The sequence below is a fragment of the Vibrio agarivorans genome (genome assembly GCF_030409635.1).
Taxonomy (GTDB): Bacteria; Pseudomonadota; Gammaproteobacteria; order Enterobacterales; family Vibrionaceae; genus Vibrio; species Vibrio agarivorans.
The window spans coordinates 2,290,854-2,310,704 of record NZ_JAUFQF010000004.1; the positions used below are offsets into that span (position 1 = coordinate 2,290,854).

General features: G+C 44.0%; 18 protein-coding genes and 1 riboswitch. Of the genes, 8 read left to right on the forward strand and 10 right to left on the reverse strand.

Features of this window, described 5'->3' with window-relative positions:
• The first annotated feature begins 51 nt into the window (after window positions 1–51).
• Entirely contained in the window at window positions 52–687 is a 636-nt protein-coding gene (locus tag QWZ05_RS19075) for a LysE family translocator (protein ID WP_264877648.1), read from the forward strand.
• Window positions 688–690: 3 nt separating this feature from the next.
• Here the strand turns inward: QWZ05_RS19075 and QWZ05_RS19080 are convergent, their stop codons facing one another.
• The 3 genes from QWZ05_RS19080 to QWZ05_RS19090 all read right to left on the reverse strand — a co-directional run bounded on the left by QWZ05_RS19080 (window position 691) and on the right by QWZ05_RS19090 (window position 3,154).
• Entirely contained in the window at window positions 691–1,434 is a 744-nt protein-coding gene (locus QWZ05_RS19080; RefSeq protein WP_264877328.1) for an alpha/beta fold hydrolase, read from the reverse strand.
• Window positions 1,422–2,423, reverse strand: a complete 1,002-nt coding sequence (locus QWZ05_RS19085) for a DUF2817 domain-containing protein (protein ID WP_264877329.1) — start codon at window positions 2,421–2,423, stop codon at window positions 1,422–1,424. The genes QWZ05_RS19080 and QWZ05_RS19085 overlap by 13 nt, the downstream gene beginning before the upstream one ends.
• Window positions 2,424–2,569: 146 nt before the next feature.
• Entirely contained in the window at window positions 2,570–3,154 is a 585-nt protein-coding gene (locus QWZ05_RS19090) for a LysE family translocator (RefSeq protein ID WP_264877330.1), read from the reverse strand.
• Window positions 3,155–3,261: 107 nt separating this feature from the next.
• On the opposite strand from QWZ05_RS19090, the gene QWZ05_RS19095 reads away from it, so the two are divergent.
• Window positions 3,262–3,702, forward strand: coding sequence for an Lrp/AsnC family transcriptional regulator (locus QWZ05_RS19095; protein WP_264877331.1), 441 nt, complete (start codon window positions 3,262–3,264; stop codon window positions 3,700–3,702).
• 67 nt (window positions 3,703–3,769) lie between these two features.
• Here the strand turns inward: QWZ05_RS19095 and phnE (QWZ05_RS19100) are convergent, their stop codons facing one another.
• The 5 genes from phnE (QWZ05_RS19100) to QWZ05_RS19120 all read right to left on the reverse strand — a co-directional run bounded on the left by phnE (QWZ05_RS19100) (window position 3,770) and on the right by QWZ05_RS19120 (window position 8,824).
• Window positions 3,770–4,576: a phosphonate ABC transporter, permease protein PhnE gene (gene phnE, locus QWZ05_RS19100; RefSeq protein ID WP_264877332.1), complete on the reverse strand. Its 807-nt coding sequence runs from the start codon at window positions 4,574–4,576 to the stop codon at window positions 3,770–3,772.
• A complete protein-coding gene (gene phnE / locus QWZ05_RS19105) occupies window positions 4,576–5,373 on the reverse strand; it encodes a phosphonate ABC transporter, permease protein PhnE (RefSeq protein ID WP_264877333.1) in 798 nt (265 codons plus the stop codon). Before phnE (QWZ05_RS19105) ends, phnE (QWZ05_RS19100) begins: the two co-directional genes overlap by 1 nt.
• Window positions 5,370–6,176 carry a phosphonate ABC transporter ATP-binding protein gene (gene phnC, locus QWZ05_RS19110; RefSeq protein ID WP_264877334.1) on the reverse strand — a complete coding sequence of 269 codons (807 nt, stop codon included), beginning with the start codon at window positions 6,174–6,176 and terminating at the stop codon, window positions 5,370–5,372. The genes phnE (QWZ05_RS19105) and phnC overlap by 4 nt, the downstream gene beginning before the upstream one ends.
• A gap of 107 nt (window positions 6,177–6,283) precedes the next feature.
• Window positions 6,284–7,222 carry a phosphate/phosphite/phosphonate ABC transporter substrate-binding protein gene (gene phnD, locus QWZ05_RS19115; protein ID WP_264877335.1) on the reverse strand — a complete coding sequence of 313 codons (939 nt, stop codon included), beginning with the start codon at window positions 7,220–7,222 and terminating at the stop codon, window positions 6,284–6,286.
• Window positions 7,223–7,456: 234 nt separating this feature from the next.
• On the reverse strand, window positions 7,457–8,824 hold the full coding sequence (locus tag QWZ05_RS19120) for an alanine/glycine:cation symporter family protein (protein WP_264877336.1): 1,368 nt from the start codon (window positions 8,822–8,824) through the stop codon (window positions 7,457–7,459).
• A gap of 137 nt (window positions 8,825–8,961) precedes the next feature.
• Window positions 8,962–9,068: riboswitch (glycine riboswitch) on the reverse strand.
• A gap of 473 nt (window positions 9,069–9,541) precedes the next feature.
• Between QWZ05_RS19120 and QWZ05_RS19125 the strand changes: the two genes are divergently transcribed.
• From QWZ05_RS19125 to QWZ05_RS19135, 3 genes are all read left to right on the forward strand, one after another.
• Window positions 9,542–9,700, forward strand: coding sequence for a hypothetical protein (locus tag QWZ05_RS19125; RefSeq protein WP_264877337.1), 159 nt, complete (start codon window positions 9,542–9,544; stop codon window positions 9,698–9,700).
• Between the two features lie 16 nt (window positions 9,701–9,716).
• On the forward strand, window positions 9,717–10,454 hold the full coding sequence (locus QWZ05_RS19130; protein WP_264877338.1) for a chromosome partitioning protein ParA: 738 nt from the start codon (window positions 9,717–9,719) through the stop codon (window positions 10,452–10,454).
• Between the two features lie 65 nt (window positions 10,455–10,519).
• Window positions 10,520–11,083 carry a nucleotidyltransferase family protein gene (locus QWZ05_RS19135; protein ID WP_264877339.1) on the forward strand — a complete coding sequence of 188 codons (564 nt, stop codon included), beginning with the start codon at window positions 10,520–10,522 and terminating at the stop codon, window positions 11,081–11,083.
• 44 nt (window positions 11,084–11,127) lie between these two features.
• On the opposite strand, the gene QWZ05_RS19140 is transcribed toward QWZ05_RS19135, so the two are convergent.
• On the reverse strand, window positions 11,128–13,632 hold the full coding sequence (locus QWZ05_RS19140) for an ExeM/NucH family extracellular endonuclease (protein WP_264877340.1): 2,505 nt from the start codon (window positions 13,630–13,632) through the stop codon (window positions 11,128–11,130).
• Window positions 13,633–13,970: 338 nt separating this feature from the next.
• On the opposite strand from QWZ05_RS19140, the gene QWZ05_RS19145 reads away from it, so the two are divergent.
• The 3 genes from QWZ05_RS19145 (at window position 13,971) to QWZ05_RS19155 (ending at window position 17,778) form a co-directional block, all read left to right on the forward strand.
• Window positions 13,971–15,980: a bifunctional metallophosphatase/5'-nucleotidase gene (locus tag QWZ05_RS19145; RefSeq protein ID WP_264877341.1), complete on the forward strand. Its 2,010-nt coding sequence runs from the start codon at window positions 13,971–13,973 to the stop codon at window positions 15,978–15,980.
• A gap of 159 nt (window positions 15,981–16,139) precedes the next feature.
• Window positions 16,140–16,772, forward strand: a complete 633-nt coding sequence (locus QWZ05_RS19150) for a LysE family translocator (protein WP_264877342.1) — start codon at window positions 16,140–16,142, stop codon at window positions 16,770–16,772.
• Window positions 16,773–17,181: 409 nt separating this feature from the next.
• A complete protein-coding gene (locus QWZ05_RS19155; RefSeq protein WP_290300092.1) occupies window positions 17,182–17,778 on the forward strand; it encodes a DJ-1/PfpI family protein in 597 nt (198 codons plus the stop codon).
• Window positions 17,779–17,835: 57 nt separating this feature from the next.
• On the opposite strand, the gene fusA is transcribed toward QWZ05_RS19155, so the two are convergent.
• A complete protein-coding gene (gene fusA, locus QWZ05_RS19160; RefSeq protein ID WP_290300094.1) occupies window positions 17,836–19,851 on the reverse strand; it encodes an elongation factor G in 2,016 nt (671 codons plus the stop codon).

Here is a 19,851-nt window from a genome sequence, read left to right on the forward strand (position 1 = left end):
ATATATTCCATTGATTAACAAGCATTGATTATAAAGCATAGACGGACATTGATTGTGATTGAGAACTTTAGTGCCTTTTTAGTAGCGATAACGATTTTAACCCTGACACCGGGATTAGATACCGCTTTGGTGATCCGTAATACTTCTCGCGGCGGCTTTCACGATGGAGCATTAACCAGTTTAGGGATCTGTCTGGGTTTGTTTGTCCACGCCTCGTTTTCAGCGTTAGGTATTTCGGTAATTTTGACTCAATCAGCAGAGCTGTTTTATGCAGTAAAAACGGTGGGTGCAGCGTACTTAATTTGGTTAGGCATCTCGAGTTTAAGGTCGATTAAACACAGTGGTGGCGTTACGGTTGGCTCTGTGGGAAGTCAAGATGTGAATGTGCGTCGGTCGCTGCGCGAAGGCTTTTTTTCAAACGTATTGAACCCTAAAACTGCTGTCTTCTATTTGGCGTTCTTACCGCAATTTATCAATCCAGAATACTCTCCATTTTTGCAGTCGTTGCTGATGGCAGCGATTCACTTTGTCATTGCGATGCTCTGGCAGTGTGGTTTGTCGGGCATGCTTAATTCTGCGAAGTCACTGCTCAATAACGCCACTTTTGTGCGTTGGATGGAAGGCACAACGGGCGCTGTTCTGATTGTATTAGGTGTGAAACTGCTAATTGAAAAGCCGCAAATTTAGAGCTTAATGCTTATCTAAGCACCACGTGTAAAGGTGTTTGGCTAGTGCCTCAGATTCAGCCAAAGGTAGATCATGGGCATCGCTATCAAATAGGTTGAGTTCTACTCCCCAGTGATCAGCAATCGCTTCACCACATTGAGGACTGACTAACTGATCTTTATCACTGACAATAACTTGAGTGATGCATTTTGGAGACGTTTCAAAACCGCGAAACCGTGCAGCAGCGACAAGTTGTCTAAGCGCATTATTAACAGATACAGGGTGTTTGGATGCAAGCTCAACGTGGTAAGACAGAATCTCCCCATCTTGTTGATAATTTGGGTAAGTGATACTTAGAATACGATCTTGAAAGGCGTTTTCGCCTTTTGCTCGCTCGGCCAGTATCGACCCTAATGCCCGCAAATTGATACGTTGCCAGAAAGGGCTGAATCGCGCAAAGCTGGGGTTAATTAGGGTTAATGAAGCAATTTGCTCGGGGTACGCCTTGGCCCATTGGCTTGCTAGCATTGATCCCATCGAAATCGCCACTAAATGGTAACGGGTGCAGCCATCAGGCAACTGTGACATAACTTGCGGTAACATCGAATCAATGGATAGCGGACTTGTTTGTTCGTAAAGCTCGCCATTTCCTGCCACATTTGGAGTTATGATCGTTAGGCTTGGTTCGATGGTTTTGAGCTCGCAAAGTAACCTTTGCCAGTGACCACTTTCACGGAGTAAACCTCTCAACAATACTATGGGTACCATAATTTGAGTGCCTTGTCAGTCAGTTGCTCTTTGTTGTCGATCGTCTCTAGGATTCGGTTATCTAACACCTGCATTAAATAGTTTAGAAGTGTGCTGTGACGACGTTGAACTCTTTTAATTCTATGGGGCTTAGTTGGGTGAAACAGTTGGCTGAAACTCAATAGTTGCATCGGGTTTTTCTTAACCCAAAGCCAAGAGCCAAGCTCTAGAGTGAGTGGCAGAAAGTGATGACTAGATTGCTCAAAGTGTTGGAGATACTGCCAATCCCAAAAATCCCCATGCGTTGTGTATTGGTGCCACTGCGGCTCAAACTGATAGAGCTCGTAGTGTGGGTAGCTCTTGCGAAACAGTCGATATAGCAAATAATACTGCTCAATATTGTCTGGCGGTTTTTTATGGTGGGCGAAAGGAAACCAAAGACGGTCTTTAGTACCAAAGCCACTATGTAGATCGAGCACAATCGTCGAGGAGGCCGACCGACTCACATTTAATAGATAGTTTGAAGTGTGAGTCAGCTCTTTTTCCATATTATCGGGATTACCTCGAAACCAAGGTAACTTGCTCGAAATCGTTTGTCCTGCATAAAGCTGCATTGCTGGGTTTGTCGCGTTGACAGGGGCGTTACGCATTAAGTCGACGCCGTTATGATTGGCTCTTTTTTTTAACGCTACGCCCCACGGATTAACTACGGGTATCGCTATTAGCTGTATCCGTGTCAGCAAGCGTTGTAACTCTTTGTCCCATTGTATGCGGCGCATTAGGCTCTTAATAAACGCCAGAATTATCTGGCTACCTATACGTTCAACACCGTGAATCGAACCGGTTAAAACGAGGCAGGGAAGAGTAGGGTCTTTTGCACCTATATTCAGTGCATAAAGCGGGAGAGAGTGATTTTCATGTTGTATGTGTGCGAGTTCAATGAGGTCGACCTGCGCATTTTTATTGCTTAGATTGAGTATATGTTCAATTTCTCTTGGCAGATGGCTCATCGTTAAACCAGTGTGCTCTTGTTTGAGCGTATCAGTTTGAATGTATAGCGTTAAGTGTATGAGTCGATGGGCACGTCGTTGTTAAACATTTATTTCAGTGGTAGTTCATTTTTACTCACTACCACTGAAATAGAGGTGTTACGTCTTTAAAGCATAGGTAAAGTGCTGCCTAGTAATAATGCCCCCATTGACCAGTTAAAGGCTCTCAAACGTTTAGGGGTGTTGAGTAAGCGACCAATTTCTCGTCCCATCAAAGTCCATAATGTGCCTGATGGAATGTTTGCCATGGCGAATACCACACTGATGATGATGACACCCGTCACATCACTAGTGGTGTTGTAGACGGTGATAGACGTAAGCGCCATCGTCCACCCTTTTGGATTTACCCACTGGAACAGACACGCGCCAATAAAGCTCATCGGTTCATAGTCTGTTGCTTTCAGTTCGCGCTTGCTGGTGACGATTTTATAAGTCAAAAAGAGTAGGTACGCTAGACAGGCCCATTTAAGCCCCTGTTGCAGTTGAGGGTATAGTTCGAAGACTGAACCAAGCCCGATACCCACCACCAGCACCATAAATGAAAATCCGCACATAATGCCCGCCATATGCGGCAGTGTGCGAACAAAGCCAACATTCGCCCCTGAGGTGAGCAACATGATGTTGTTCGGACCAGGCGTAAAGGTTGAGACGAAAGCAAAAATCGCTAGTGCGTATATCACACCCATTTCCATAATGAGTTCTCCATTTGTTGTCGTTGAGGAGAGTTTATATTCATATATGCGCAATTTTGTGTTTAAAATTGACTAAAATGATTTTTTTACACAACAAATGGTCACTTATGGATGCGTTTGAACAAAAGATATTGCGTGAGCTTAAGCAAAATGGTCGAATTTCTAATGTTGAATTAGCGGATAAGGTGGGATTGTCCCCTTCAGCGACACTGCGCCGTGTACAAGAGCTAGAACGAACAGGTGTGATATCTGGCTACCAAGCGAATATTAATCGCGAGAAAGTAGGGATTGGATTTATCGCTTATGTCTCCGTCGGTCTATCAAGTCACAGAAAACAGGCTCAGCTAAGTTTTGAACAACACGTTGAGTTTGAGGATCAGGTTGTAGAGTGCCATAACATTACCGGAGCGAGTGAGTATCTGTTGCGGGTTGAGACTAAAGACTTGGCCAGCTATAAAACATTCCATGCTGATGTACTTGGAGAGTGCCCCGTTGTTGACTCAATAACTACTATGGTTGTGATGGACTCGCCAAAAGATATTCGATAAGACCAAGAATTCGATGAAGATAAGAAAGGTGCAAGAAAGCAGGGCTTTCACTGCACCTTAATGGGGGTTAGATGAGTGCCGCTCGCGCTTTTGCTGATATCCACTCGGAGACGATAACCGTCACCAGTATCGAACAGAAAATCACGGTTACTTGTGGCCAAGCAAGGATTGACATCGATTCTTGAAGTTTCAAGCCAATACCACCTGCACCGACAAGACCCAATACGGTTGATTCACGAATGTTGATATCCCAACGAAATAGGCTCGTACCGATAAAACTTGGCAAGATTTGCGGTAACACGCCGTAGCTCAATACTTGCAACTCAGAGGCTCCGGTCGCTCGTATTGCTGCGACTTGAGTTTCGTTTACCTCTTCAATTGCTTCATACACAAGCTTAGAGACAAAGCCTATAGAACGTAGTGCGATGGCAATGATACCCGCAAGTAATCCTGGCCCCATGATTGCTACAAGTAATAGTGCCCAAATAAGTGAGTTAATTGAACGGCTTGATGCAATAATGAGCAGCGCTATCGGACGAGCAATGGTTTGGCTCGGTGTCGTATTGCGCGCGGCTAAAAATGCAATCGGGAAAGCAATGACAACGCCAAGTGCAGTACCCAGTGTCGCGATATTGATAGTATCCCAAAGTGGAACCCATAGCTGCTCTAAGTAGCTCCAACGAGGGGGCCACATACGCGATGAAATATCAGAAAACTGCTTAGGTGCATCAACAACAAAGAACCACATGGTGTCTTCGTTCATTACTTGCCAACAAAAAACAGTTAACGCAACAAACGCCAACCAAAGGACAAATTGTTGTAGTGATTCTTTTGGAGTGTAACGGCTCCATTGAACCGGTGTAGACGTGTTCATTAACGAATGCTCTTTCTGATCTGTGTGGAGAGAAACTCAGCGGCCATAACAATAGCGATGATGATCATTAGGATAGCTGCAGCCGCGCTGTACTCGTAGCGATCCATAGCTGTGTTCAGTGTGGCACCAATACCGCCTGCGCCTACAATGCCGATAACCGCAGATTCACGGAAGTTGATATCGAAACGGTATAAGCAAAGGCCAATAATGCGAGGCATAACTTGAGGCTGCACCGCGTAGTTAACTTGTTGTAACCAGCTTGCACCTGCCGATCTCATTGCGGTCAGTGGGGCAGGGTTGAGTGCTTCAATTTCATCCGCAAACAGCTTGGCTAAGAAGCCGATAGTTGCAATAGTAAGAGTGACAAAACCAGCAAAAGTACCAAAACCGAACAGTGCTACACACAAAATCGCAATAATGATTTCCTGTAAGCTACGTGCAACGGCAACGAAGCTTCGGCAGAAGTAGTAAACTGGTTTAGGTGCGAGATTCTTTGCCGCACCTAAGCCAAATGGGATTGAGAGAATAATACCGGCCACGGTTGATGTCATTGTCATCGTTAAGCTTTCTACAAGCCCTTGTGAGATGTTATTCCATCGTCCGCTAAAGTCTGGACTCATAAACGCTTTGATGAAGTTAAGACCACGCTCAGAGCCTTCATAAATTCGAATCCAGTTGATTTCAATTGATTGAGTCGCAGCATAAAGATACAGAGCAATCGCAATCCAAATACCATTTCTAACCCAGGCATTTTGAATCAGTGGCGGTTTTTTCCATGTTGTTGGGTAGTGGCTCATACTGCTAGCCCCAATTCTAGTTCAGCGTCTTGCACTTCTTCATTGCTGGTCGCATTCCAGTCTTCTTCACCGTAGATAGTGGTCAATGCCGCTTCGTCTAGCAAATCAGGTGAGCCATCAAATACCACTTCGCCTGCGTTTAATCCCACAATACGGTCAACGAATTGTGTCGCGAGGTTTACATCATGAATGTTGATGATCGCAGGCAGTTGGCTTTCTCGACAGATATCGGTAATCAAACGCATGATTTGACGCGCAGTTTTAGGGTCAAGAGCAGCGGTTGGCTCATCAATCAACAGTAGAGAAGGTTGTTGGGCTAACGCTCGGGCAATACCGACACGTTGTCTCTGACCACCAGAAAGGGCATCAGCACGCTTGTCAGCGTGTGTTAATAGACCCACTCGGTCTAATAGGGCGTAGGCATTTTGAATATCAGTCTCAGGGTATCTACGTAGGAAGCTACGCCAAAATGGGACATAGCCAAGACGCCCGGAAAGGACGTTTTCCATCACAGTAAGACGTTCAATAAGCGCGTACTCTTGGAAAATCATACCGATTTGGCGGCGCGCTTGTTTTAGTTGACCTTTTGAAAGGTTGGTCAGATCGTTACCTTCAAATAGAACTTCACCTGATGTCGGTTCAGTGAGACGGTTGATACAGCGAATCAGGGTTGATTTACCAGCACCAGATGGGCCGATAAGTCCTACCACTTCACCAGCTTGAATCGACAGGTTCACATCTGTGAGGGCCTTGTCAGAATTAGAGTAATGCTTTGTTAAGCCTTTAAGTGTCAGTGTGGACATGGTTTACCTTAGGAGTTGAATAGGTTGCCGAATGTAACAAGATGCAGCCAATAGGCTGCATCTTAATTCGTAGTACTTTGTTGAGTAATACTTTTAGTGACTAGAGGTTAGCTACAAGTGTAAGAAACTTCGTTTGCTGTATCGATGGTACGAATCACTTCCCAGTGCTCTTGGTAAGTGATTGGGATGAATTGAGATTCACCGTTACGCTCGAACTCTTCTTTTAGCTTTGTACCTTCCCAGTCAAACGTGAAGAACGCTTGTTGAATTTTCTCTTGAAGATCTGGGTGTAGGTTGTGAGCAAAACCGTAAGCCGTTGTTGGGAACGTTTGAGACTTATAGATAGACTTGATTGCGTCTTCTTTAACTACTTCACGGTCTAGCATGCGTGTTAGAACCGAGTTAGCCACTGCCGCAGCGTCGTAATCTTTGTGTGCAACACCTAGGATAGAGTTATCGTGAGCACCAGAGAATGCTGGGTTAAAATCAGCATCAGGCTTTAGGCCGTACTCTGCATCAAGGATAGCCGAAGGCGCTTTAAAACCAGAGTTTGAAGTTTGAGAAGTAAACGCGAGTTGCTTACCTTTCAGGTCTTCAACCTTTTCGATACCTGACTCTGGGTGAGTGATGATTTCCATTTCGTAACCGAAAGAACCATCTTCACCAGCCATGATAGTAAAAGGATTAAAGCCAGCACAGTTTACTGCTAGTGGTGTAGAACCCGTGTTGAAACCAGCAATATGAAGGCGGCCTGAACGCATTGCTTCAATTTGAGCTGCGTTGTTTTGTACAGGGAAGAAACGAACGCTTTTGCCAGTTGTTTTTTCCAAGTGTGTTAGGAACTCACTCCAAACGTCAGCGTATACTGCAGGGTCTTCAACAGGTGTGTAAGCGAAGATTAGAGTTGATGGGTCAGACCATTCTGACTCAGCAGTAGGAAGGTCAGCAACAAGGTTACCAGTACGGTCTTCGTAACGTGCATCCATCGCTACGGTATTGAAAGACATCACTAGTGCTGCAGCGACAGCTGATTTGATAAGTTTCATCTTGAATACTCATTAGTTTTACTGAAAAAGTTGACGTTAAGGTAGTGGTCCAATGTGACAGTAAATTCGCAGATCTATGACGGAAAAAAGACAGCGAGTAACAAAATGTGTTGTTTAGGGGAGTTTTAACAAGTTAAAACAAAAACACCCTCCTTCGCACAAGGCGTCGGAGGGTGTTCATGAGGTAAGTCATAAAACTTAAGTTTTATGTGGATAATTACATATTTTTATCAACTAGATAGCTGTTTTCTGCATTTTAGGCTGTTTAGCCGTATTGAAGAATAGTTTGGTTTCTTCAATGACAACATGACGTAACAGGATTAATCCAATCAAGTTTGGAATCGCCATTAGTCCATTAACGATGTCAGCGATAAGCCAAATCATGTCTAAATGTAAGAATGCACCCGATGCAACTAAACATAAGAATACGACTTTGTACGGTAGGATACCTTTTGTTCCAAAAAGGAAAACGACACAACGTTCCCCGTAGTAGTTCCAGCCAAGAATCGTAGTGAACGCGAAGAAGATAAGGCCGACAGAGACAAGCATTGGCCCGAGCGTGTGAGCATTCAAACCCGTAGCGAAAGCATGGGTTGTCATTGCTGCGCCAGCAAGATCACCTTGCCACGCGCCTGTTAAGATCAACGCTAATCCCGTCATTGTACAAATGATGATGGTATCAAAGAAAGTACCCGTCATAGAGATAAGCCCCTGACGTACACACGAGTCGGTTTTCGCTGATGCTGCTGCAATAGGCGCACTACCTAGACCAGCTTCGTTCGAGAACACGCCGCGCGCGATACCAGATTGAATCGCCAGCATAATGCTCGCGCCTAAGAAGCCACCACTTGCTGCAGTCGGAGTAAACGCTGACGTCACAACGAGCGTTAACGCGTCTACTAGGTGCTCGACATTCATTAAGATAACCGCTAAGCAAGATACAATGTAAAGTGCCGCCATTGATGGAACAATTTTACCCGCTACTTTAGCGATAGACTGAATACCACCAAGCGTTACACATGCAACGAGAATGGTCAGTACAACGGCTGTAATTTCTCGGTCAATCCCAAATGAGATTTGAGTCGCATCAAGAATTGCATTCACTTGCGGGAAAGTACCGATACCCAGAAGGGCAACACCCAATGCAAATACAGCGAAAATTACTGCCAAAACGTTTGAGCCCACACCATACTTCAAGTAGTACATTGGGCCGCCAACCATTTGGCCTTTTGAGTCTACCTTACGGTATTTAACCGCAAGCAAACATTCTGCGTATTTGGTTGCCATGCCGAATAGAGCAGCTAGCCACATCCAAAATAGTGCGCCCGGGCCACCAAGTTTAATTGCGGTTGCCACACCAACGATATTACCAGTACCGATAGTCGCCGATAGGGCAGTACAAAGCGCAGCAAATGGTGAAACATCGCCTTCTTTGCCAGATGATTTGCTGAAAACGTATTTTAGTGCGGTTGGAAGGTGGCGAAACTGCAACAAACCAAGACGAAAAGTGAAATAGATACCCGTACCAACCAAAAGGATCAGTAGCGGTGGACCCCAAACGAGGTTGTCGATAGTTTGTAATACAGATTGAATAGTGGTCATTTGATTCCCCTTAATAGATACATCGTAACTAAGGAGAAGAGTGAAAGGTGCTAGAGCTAATTAGAGATCGTCGCGAATACAAACCTTCTACGACCAATACCTTAAGACGATATTGCCCGAAAAAAGTGAGAACAAATTTTCACTCCTCTGTCCTTTTGCCTGAGAGTTTCACTATCGTGCGATAGCTTGCTCCTTCGGCGACCGCTCTCTACAAAGTAGTGCGGTTCTCTCCAGAGGTTCCTCCAACAAACAGTCCTTTTGCCTGAAATAGTTAATTCTTCGGCGGACATACTCTAAGGTATGCCTCTCTCCTGTAAGTCTTCATCGGAACGTTTACTCGATTTAGTCGAGTAAACTAATCTTGCTGTTGGTCAACAAGTTGGCGGTAATTTAACAAATTTATTTAAACAATCAACCTGATTTACATCAAATAATCAGTTAAAAGCCCTGAGTGGTGATTGTTTGGCCAATAATGAAGCGTTGTTTAGTATGATTTATAGACAATCTCTCGGTGGACGGCATGCTTCAAGTTTGATGCATGAATGAGGGAGGCACGTAGAATTTAGTAGAGTGAATCGCGTTACCTTTATTTACTTTTTCAACTACCAGGTTTGCGAAGAACTGACTGAAAGATAACTAACTTTCATGTACGATGAACGAATCAATATGAATAATCATTTTGATTCCCGCGATAAGGATTGAGTGGAGCAAACTCTTATGATTAGACTGATTTCGATTGTTGCCTTGATTGTGATTGCCTTTTTGTTGATACGTTATCGAACCAACGAAAAATTACAGAAGATTGTCGTTATATCAGTGGTAGGTGCTTTTCTTGTCTACGCCGCTGGCGTTATGATTACTGAATTAGCTCGATAAGCGCTTGGAGATTGTCGTGGATAAACGACTGGAAAACACTGAAGAAGAAAATGTGGTTGTCATTGAACAGAAAGACAACAAAACACGGCTGTATATCGTTCTTGCAGTCGTGCTCGGCGCGGCATTGGGTGGCGTGATTGGCTCTTCTAGCACCGCAAACCGCTGGCAGGAAACGTACGATGCATTGGAAGTTCGTTACCAAGATTTGCTTGATGAGAAAACCGAGCTGGCCACCTCAGTTGAGCGAAGAACTGCGGAACTGGATACCGAAGTTGAAGAAAAGCTCAATGAGGAGATGGAAGAACAAATCGCGACGTATGAGAGTGAAATTGCGGATCGTGACCGTAAAATAGCGGCGCTGAATAAGCAAAATGAAACCCTAAGAACAGAGCTTTCAGAGAACCAAGAGAGTTTGGCCTCTTCAAACCAAGTTAATGAGCAACTGAATCGCCAAGCGGATATGCAAGTTGTTATGCTCGAACGCTCTAGAGAGCTATTTCAGCGAGAGCTGACAGTGAAAGCTGAACTTGCAAAACTGGAAGATCAACGCGATGAACTCATCCCTTCCATTGAACGCCTAAAGAAAGACTGTGACCTTTTCCTTGAAGGTACGAGCTGGGACGCCAAGTCTGATGCTTGTGATCGCCAAGACGAGGCCAACAGTCGTTTAAGCCAAATCAATCAGATGATTCAAGTGCATCGTATGGACTTGGAAGAGATCGAGGCAATAGCGAAAGAGATTGGTGTAAATTAGTCAACCTTCACATGAGCAGCCATCGGCTGCTCATTTTTTTACTTCTTCGTGTCTTAAAGCCCGCTATGACAAGTGAACAGTCTGAAACCATTATCAATCTGATAAAAACCGATAAATTGAGAGCTGAAGCGCTCCATCATGTGTATTTGCTCCATCTACCTGATTGTTATCTTGCTGCGGGCTTTGTGAGAAATCGAATTTGGGATGCACTTCACGACTACACTAAACCGACCCCTATGAACGATATTGATGTGATCTATTTCGATAGTAATGAAGTCGATTCACAAGCCTATATGACGTATGAAAAGCAGTTAAAGACTGCAATGCCGCATGTACATTGGCAAGTAAGAAATCAAGCACGCATGCACCTACGAAATGGTGACTTACCCTATAAGAGTTCTCTGGAGGCAATGAGTCATTGGCCTGAAAAAGAGACTGCCGTTGGGATTAGGAAAGTATGTGAAGGGCAATATGAGTGTATTGCAGCATTTGATATTGGTTCGTTGCTGGCTGGGTACCTTTCTCACAACCCCAAGCGTAGTATTGAAATTTTTCAAACACGGGTTGATTCGAAAGGGTGGTTGGAGAAATGGCCCAAGCTAACGGTCATATTTGAGGAAAGCGAATAAATAAGCGAGCTCAATGCTCGCTTATTTGATGATGGATGAAATATCTATTTCTTACTGAACTTAAATGTCACGATAGCAGGATCGTGATCCGAAGAACGGTAAGCATCCCCATACTTCGGCAAGTCGCCACTGTATTTGCTGGAATATTCAAACAGCGTCGACTCTACTGCGTTGATTGGCCACACTTGAGCGTCAATAACGAACTTCTCCAACTGTTTGTCTACTAGCACGTAATCAAGAGTGCCAACTGTATCGTTATAAGAGTAGCTATAGGAGTGTGGCTTGAGCGATTCTACAATATCGATGTAACCGTACGACTTTTTGATTAGAGCGCCGTCGTCTCCGTGAAGCGGCTGACCTGTTGTTTCATCGCCACCGATATAGGTATTGCGAGCGGCAAAGGTTTCGTAGCCTTTTGGTGCAGACTTACGGTCGGTGAGCACTAGCATCGGGTCTTCAAGCCCATAGCTATTCAAATCCCCCATGACGATTTTGTAGCCTTTCATATCGCCTAGTGTCTCAGCGAGGTGATAAGCGGCGGAGACTCTGAATCGTTCACAGCTTCCTTGTAGATCCGGGTCGCTTGGTTGGTTTCCTTGTTCATCTTCCCAACATGTTGAGCCTTTCGACTTAAAGTGGTTGGTGGAGACAATCAATGGTTTCTTGGCACCTTTAATTTTAAATGTGGCAGTGAAAGCATCGCGTTGATAAGAGCGTTTGTAGCTGCCATCTTCCAACAATACATGCTGTTGCGGCATCTCAATCACATCAATAGCTTTAACTTTCGCGGCCTTTTTACGATAGATGATCTTATTCGTGATGGCGTCCGTGCCGACATAGCCTTCGCCATCGATCTTCTTCGGCTTTGCAATGCGGTACTGTTTTTTCTTCGGCAGTTGAGAATTGAGTGCGTTGACCAGCGTATCGATCGCTGATTGCTCATCAAAACCGTTATTTTCAATCTCAATCAGGCCAACAATGTCGGCATCTAGAGCGACTAAAGCAGAAACGATTTTATCTAACTGTCTTTGGTACTCTTCATACGTTTCAGCGCCGCGATTTTGATTGAGAGGGTTGTCACGACCACCAAATGGTGAAGTGAAGAAATTCTCTACATTGAAACTGGCAACGCTCAAGTCTCCCGATACGACATCAGGTTGAGTAGGGCGAAGTGATTGAGAATGGTCAAATGCTTGCGCTCCATCAGGCTCAAGAACATAGAGACGATACTCGTTGTATGAATAGCCAATAACCCCAGTAAGACCTTGAGAAGACAGACTTGCGCCAACGCGAATATAGTCATCAGTTGTGCCAGTACCATTGTCTTGAGCAAAGTTCTCATACCAAGGAACAACGCCATCAGATGCTTTGACTGGGGATTCTACGAATAGACGACGACCTTGATTGAGTTCATCTTGCTCGATTGCGCCTTCAGACAGTGGTGCATTAAATTGATTCGGGTGGTAGTTAACGGTTTGGTAGCTTAGCACCATGTTGTTGCGATAAGCGCTGTAGTCGAAACCAAATGTGCGTGTCACTCGCATGTCGGTTTGATCATTAACACGCACAAGCATACCTTCGTAACGCTCAAGAGTTTGCTCAAAGTTTAAGTCGCTAGGAATGGTTTCTATTGTTGTTGGGGTAATGGTAACGCCTTTGACATCCGTCGCTTTAACACTTACAGCGTTCAGTTGTGTCCAGTAATAGTGCTCATAGACTTTACCGACAACCGTGACTTCATCACCGGTTTCTAAACCAGCAGGCTGAGCATTAACAAAGATGCCGTCAGAGGTTTTCGGATTACCATCACCGAACTGATCTTGCATGAAGAAGCCGACTAGCAGGTCGTTTCCGAGCTTTTGCTCTTGGACATGAGTAACTATGCCGGTCACTGCAAAATAGTCTTCTGATTCGTAGATGCCGTTGCTTGGATCTGTGTATGGCGACCAAGCCCCTTCGCCTTGTAGCTCCATTATGGTGGCAGGAATACCTTCAACAGGTGGAGGCGTTGTGCCTTCTTGGTCTAGATAACCTAAGTCGCTCCAATCATTGGTGCTTCTCACTTCCCATTGATTGATATCCCAACTTGTATTCGGGGTGTAGTTGCGACGAACGAGAGTGATGTCTTTGTTGAAGTTCTCTCGATCATTAAACTCTGGGTCTGGCCCAACCATATCGATGGTGTTGCCGTTGTATGTGAGACGGATTGGGTCATCACCGTTGAAGTTAGCGATGGTGTTGTTGATGTCATCTAAGCGGCTTAAAAAGTCACTGTCGTTATTGGTGTTACCGTTGCCAACGACGTATGTTTCATACGGTGCGAGAGTGATGCCGTCCAGCGAGTAATCACCGGTCCAGTTTCCACTGAAATTAACGTTTAGTTGCAGTTGATAGCCATTCAGCGTAACGGCAGAGTCACCAACATTACCGATTTCGATGGCTTTGTGATAGCCGGTGCCTTCTACGACCTCGGAAATGATGATATCGGAATGGGCATAGCTAGACATAATAAATATGCCAGCTGCGGTCATTATGGTTTGCTTAATCATGATATCCCTATTGATTGTTTTGTAGTTAATTTGTGTGTTAATTAAACAATAAGTATCATGTTTTATGTGACGAAAATATGGTGAACACTTAGCTATTTATGAAGCAGGATCTTAAAATAAGAAATAGATAGTAATTGTAATGGATTACATCGGGAAAAGTTTATGAAGGTGTTTGTTACACTATTGAAGTTACGACTGATACCAATTTAAAATCAGCATCAGAGAGTTATGGCATTGAATGTTTAATAATAATTTATTTTTCAGTTAACAAAAGTGTAACGGAATTAGGCTTAAGCTTTCTAGTCAAATCAATACAGACCACTTATAACAGGTATAATATGAAAAAATCGCTTTTAGTTACGGCAGTAGCACTTGGTTTAGCTGGATGTAATAGTAGTTCGGATCCAGTATATATTGCTCCGAATGAGACTTTTGATATCTCGATAGCTCACATAAATGACACTCATTCATCATTTGATGAAGTAAAATCAAGTTTTACAAACGATTACCTGCTTCAAGGTAAGCCTGTATATACGTCATTTGGTGGCCACCCAAGATTGCTGTCTGCTGCGAATCAATATCGTGAGCAAGCAGAGCGTGAAGATGTAAGCATGTTGTTTCTTCATGGCGGGGATGCGTGGCAGGGTAGCGCGTACTTCAAACTAAATAAAGGCCAAATGAATGCCGATATTTTAAGCCGTATGGGCTTGGATGCGATGGCAATGGGTAACCATGAATTTGATTTAGACAATGAGACGTTAGCGAGTTTTCTAAATACAATCAATTTCCCAGTGCTTGGTGCTAATATGGATGTAAGTTCTGACGAGCATTTAAATAGTGCGAACAACTTACACCCATACGTACTATTTTCATTTGATGGCAATAATAAAGAACGTGTATCAATTAATAACCTTCCATCAAATAAACATGTTGTTGCTGTAATTGGTGTTGTTCTTGAAGATATGCCTTCTATTTCTCCAGAAGTCGGTGATGTTACTTTCTTAGAAGAAGTCGCTACGACTCAGAAAATAGTTGATGATCTAAAAGCTAAGGGCATTAACAAAATTGTACTACTCACGCACCTAGGATTGGCTCGTGATATTAATATTGCTGAAAATGTTAATGGCGTCGATGTTATTGTAGGTGGACATTCTCATACCTTAATGGGTGACTTTACTGAGCTAGGCTGGGAAAAAGAAGCGGACTATGCCCAGTTGGTTAACAACCCAGACGGTGGAATAACCTGTATTGTTCAGGCTGGAGAAAAAGCACAAGCGATTGGACATGCAAATGTTCAGTTTGACGAGAGTGGAAACATCGCTTCTTGTGATGGTGGAAATACGCTACTTAGCTCTGACAAATTCTATAGTGACAACCTTCGTGAAGAAGGGCTAGAGCAAGGCGACGAATACGCGGTTAAAGGTTTTGTTGCTGAGCATGACTTCATTGAAATTACTGTTGAAGAAGCCGAATTGCGCAGCCACATTGATAAGGTATACAAACCAGAACTTGAGGAAGCGTATGGTGATGTCATCACTTATGTACCAGAGGAACTTGTGCACGAGCGTCGCCCTAATGATGGTGTTACAGATGAACATGGTTCACAAGTCGCACCAATGGTTGGCGAGGGTTGGTTATACTGGGCAAATCAGCAAGAAGTACTTGCCGCAACCGGCTTTGAAACGGTTGATATTGCGCTGGTTGGTGCTGGTGGTGTTCGTAACTCATTAGAACAAGGTGATTTACGTGAAGGGCATATCTCTCTAGAGCTGCTCCCATTTTCTAACTATTTGTCTGTCTTAGAGCTCACCGGAGCTCAGATACGCCAATTAATCGAAGAAACGGTGACTACGAGCTTGAAGGATACTGAGCACATGGGTAAATTCCCATATGTTGCAGGTATGCGTTATACATTTGATGAAACTGTAGCTCAAACATCGGGTGAGCTAAGTGTTTTCCAAGTTCAGATGGAAGGCCTAGATGGCGATATTGAATGGATTGATATTAAAGATAATTCTACCTATGTTGTTACAACCACAAATTATAACGCAAATGGTAACGATAGTTGGGATGCACTATTTGATGCTCAAGAAGGTGGTGTGACACGCTTTGACGTTGTTGTTGATGGTGATAGCGTTAAAGCTTTTGAAGTAGAGCGAGTAGAAAAGTCGGGTGACAGTATTACAGCAATTTACGCGAATGGCATGGCACCAGATTGTAGTGATGAGTCTACTTTGACCTGTAATACCGACGCACTAGCGGTTATTGAGTACTTTGATACTGAGAAAGATATATTAGAACCACAGGTGATTCCAACAGTAACGTTGAATCTCCTTGAACGTGATTAACCCTCATATAATCAATTAACTATATACAGGCGAGCAGAGATGCTCGCTTTTTTTATAGATTTAATCATGGTTGGGAGAAAGATTAGTACTTACGCGGTATTGAACTTGGCTAATGTCTAGTGCGATAGTTTGCATATCCAATCAACTCAAGGAGTGAGTATGAATATTGAAACATGGTTACTGTATCTATTGGCAGTTTTGATTCTGACGGCTTCACCAGGGCCAAGCTCTCTATTATGTATGACCCGCGGTGTAACAGGGGGAATGCGGATTGGCCTAGCCACCGCGCTAGGTAGCTTAACGGCGATCACTTGCATCTTAACGCTTTCGTTCACCGGGCTTGGATTGGTGATTGCTTCTTCTGAATGGATATTCAACGTAATTAAATGGATGGGCGCTGCTTATCTGGTGTATCTGGGATTTAAGTCGCTACTTAGCAAGCAAGAGACTTTTGTGCAGCAAGAGCCGACGCTGCAAGAGCCAAAACAGCCTTATTTGAAACACTATATGAGCGGATTTATTGTGGGTGCGAGCAACCCCAAAGCGATTCTGTTTTTTACAGCACTCTTTCCTCAATTTATTGAAACACAGCATTCATTATTGAGTCAGTACGTAATTTTCACGTTAACTTTTATGGTGATGGAGCTGTCTTGGTTGATGATCTATGCCTATATGGGAGCGAAATCGTCTCATTGGATTTTTGCTCAGGGTAGGGCGAAACTGTTCAATCGCCTTACAGGGGGCATATTTATCGGTGCAGGTGCATTGCTATCAACCGCATCTCGCGCGTAAAAGGGTGATCTAGTTAACGAATATGCCAAATAGTGTGAGCTGTCTCGTTTTAATTTTAATTATGACACTTGGTGTCATAAAAATTTAATCTTCTTATGTATTGAGAACTTACGCAAAATTCATCATAGTGTAATTGAAGCGTAACAATAACAATATCTGAGGAGATGCCTATGCAACACCAAGAAATGATCCAACATTCAAACCTAGGAGTTATCAGCCGCACATGTCTATTTTCACTAGTGGCTATCTTTAGTACCTTTATGTTCATCTAGTGATTCGTTATTGGGGGATCGCCTTTCACAAGGCATTCCTCTCCCCTTCAGTCATTTATCCTATTCTCAGTTTTCATTCTTTCTTCATCGAGTTATCCGTGCCAATCTAGTCTGCACCAAACAGTCTTGGAGCGACGATGCTTTATCACATTGGAATATTTATCTACCCTGAAGCGGAAGTGCTCGATTTTGCAGGGCCATTCGAAGTTTTCAGTACGGCTAATCGCATAGGCTCTCTGAATTGGAAAATTCACTTAATTTCTGAACAAGGCGGTCTTGTACAAGCAAGAGGTAATTTTCCTGTTCAAAGCCATTACTCGCTTGATGACCATCCAAAGCTCGATTTATTAATTGTTGTGGGTGGTGTTCATAGTAAACAGTATCGAAATCCACGTGTTGCACACTGGCTTAAACAACAAGATCAGTTTACGGATAGAACCTGTTCTGTTTGTACTGGCGTATTTTTTCTCGCTAATGCGGGATTACTGGTTGGGCGTAAAGTCACAACACACTGGGAAGACCAAGCAGATTTACAATGTACATATCCAGATTTGACCGTGACTGAACGTAAGCGATTTATCGTAGACGGAAAATACGTCACTTCTGGGGGGATTTCGGCTGGCATCGATATGTCGTTGGCCTTGGTTGCCGAAATGGCAGGCGAGGAGTTAGCGAATAAAACAGCGCACCAAATGGAATACGTTTGGGGTGGAATGACACTCATCGATTATTAGAAAGAGCCAAACATAAATGCTTGGCCCATACTAAGTGCGATGAGTTATTAAGCCGTATTACGCATCTTCAGCACACACCTCTTTTTGTAGCTTAGGAGGCGCAGGCTCATAGTGACTCGGTGTTAAGCTAAATGTACCTTGTCCACCAGTCATTGCGCGAAGCCTTGCCGCATAATCCTGAAGCTCGGTCATCGGTGCTTTTGCAGAAATAAACGAGTACCCCATATTTGATGTGTGGCTACCCTCAATTAGCCCTCTATGGCTTGAGAGATCGCCAGTGACATCACCCACATACTCGATTGGAATGTTCACTTGAAGCTGAGCAATCGGCTCTAGAACGATAGGGCCTGCGTTTTCGATCGCGTTCAAAAGTGCCTTCTTACCTGCAATGACAAAGGCGATTTCTTTAGAATCAACAGAGTGATATTTGCCATCATAAACGGTGACTTCGATATCATGAATAGGATTACCTGAAATGGCACCTTCAGCAACGGCTTGATGAATCCCTTTCTCGACCGCGGGTATTAACGAAGTGGGAATTGCACCACCGACCACTTTATTGATGAACTGCACACCAGCACCACGTTCAAGAGGGCGCACTTTAAGCTGCACTTCACCGAATTGACCTGCACCACCACTTTGCTTTTTATGACGGTAGTGTCCTTCTGCCGGTCGCGTAATCGTTTCAAAATACTCGATACTCGGCTGTGAGGTTTGTACATCGAGCTTGTAGATATCGCGCATTTTCTCTAATGCAATTTGTAAGTGGAATTCACCGAGGCCAGATAGAATAGTTTCATTGGTTCGAGAACGAAGCTCGACACGCAGTGAAGGATCTTCACTGACTATTTTGTTTAACACATCAGAGAGTTTTTGTTCGTCTCCTCGCTTGGTAGGTTGAACACGTACTCCGTGCATGGGCGTTGGTAGTGAAAGGGCATGTAATGAAACATCATCTTCGTCATGCGAGTCATGGACAATACTGTCAAAGTCTAACTCATCAACCTTGGCCAATACGCAGTAGTCGCCAGGTAAAGCCTTGTGGATTTCAGAGCGAAGGCTACCTTGCAGTTGATAAAGATGATTCACCTTAAAGGCCTTGTTGGTATCCCCAACATAGAGCTGAGACCCAGAGTGAATCTCACCTTGATAGACTCTAAGATAAGCAAGTTTGCCTAAATAGGGATCGTTACTTACCTTAAACACATGTGCCACGGTATGCTCAAGAGAGTTGCAATCAATAGATACGGCTTTACCCTGTTTCTCGAGTAACGGTGGGTTTCCTTCGGAAGGCATGGGCATCAGTTGTGTAAAAGCATCGAGTAATAGCGACAGCCCGGCATTATTTTCACAAGAGGTAAAGCAAACAGGAATCAGGTGTCCAAGTCGTAGCGCTTGCTCGAATGGGTCATGAAGTTGGTTTGGAGTCAGTTCAGAGCCTTGCTCTAAATAGATTTCCATTAAGGCTTCATCTTCTTCAACAACTTGATCGATGAGTTGCTCGTGGGTGTCAGTAACCGACTGAACTAACGTCGACTCATCGAACTGCGGCTCAAAGTAGCAATCCACCACACTCGTCCCTTGCGCATTCGGCAAGTTAATCGGTAGACAGCGCCCACCGAATAGCTGGTTAATTTCGTCCAGCAGTTGTTGGCATTGGTTTGGGGCTATATCGATCTTATTGATAATCACCATTTGACACTTACGTTGCGTTTTGGCGAACTCAAACAGTTGTTGTGAAATCTGTGTAATTGGGGTTTGCGGGTCGAGAACTAGGGCAGTGGTTTCAACTGCAGGGAAAATACTTAGTGAACGGCCAATGAGCTCATTTTGTCCGGGAGTGTCGATTAAGTTTAACCGGTGTTTTTTCCACGCAAGTGCTATGGGGGTAGCTTCAATACTGTGATGATAATGAATGGACTGGTTATCAAAGTCAGTGACAGTGTCACCCTTTTCAACCTTACCCAAGTGATTAGTTGTACCGCTATAGTGCAGTAGTTTTTCGACTAAAGTCGTTTTGCCTGTACCAGATTGACCAACAACAGCGATGTTTCTTATCAAATTTGTAGGCAT